Source organism: Bacillus sp. CGMCC 1.60114 (genome assembly GCF_042676365.1).
GTDB lineage: Bacteria > Bacillota > Bacilli > Bacillales > Bacillaceae_G > Bacillus_A > Bacillus_A rhizoplanae_A.
The window spans coordinates 1-602 of the sequence record NZ_JBHTHG010000068.1 but is presented as its reverse complement, the minus strand read 5'-3'; the positions used below and the strand labels follow the sequence as shown (position 1 = coordinate 602).

At 40.5% G+C, this 602-nt stretch carries 1 protein-coding gene; it reads right to left on the bottom strand.

Annotated elements, in window-relative coordinates:
* Window positions 1-492 (bottom strand): transposase (locus ACFQZ1_RS11075; protein WP_377882252.1); only part of this gene is annotated, 492 nt, incomplete at its 3' end.
* Window positions 493-602 lie beyond the last annotated feature (110 nt).

Genomic DNA, 602 nt, shown 5'->3' with positions numbered 1-602 from the left:
GATTACGCTCACAACTTCTGTCCGTTCAGAGGAAGCGTATGCCTTGATATGAGTAGAATCTGTCACCATGACTTCACCCGTGACAAGCCCTGCTTTTATGCAGAGCCTAACGATGTGATCAAATATTTCTTGAAACACGGTGCCATCTTGAAAACGCCGCCGACGGTTCTGACTAAATGTAGAGTGATCAGGAACAGAATCTTCTAAGTCTAATCCTAAAAACCAGCGGTACGCCAAGTTATATTGTACCTCTTCTTCCAAGCGGCGCTCCGAATCTATATTGTATAAGTAGCCAATCAAAAGCATCTTCAGAAGAACAACTGGATCAATAGATTTCCGTCCTACTGAAGAATAGAGATGTTCTACTTTTTCGTATATAAACGAGAAGTCTACTGCTTCCCCAATTTTGCGTAATAAATGTTGTTTCGGTACGAATTCTTCTAAGTTTATGTATACCAAACGATGTTGCTTATCTTCTTGTTTTCCCATCATAGTCGAACAAAACCTCCAAAATAAAAAGAGCCTATGTAGTCTATCGTACTACATAGGCTCTGAAAGTTCCCGAAGAAGTTGATTAACTCGAAGAGTTTGTCAACAGCCCC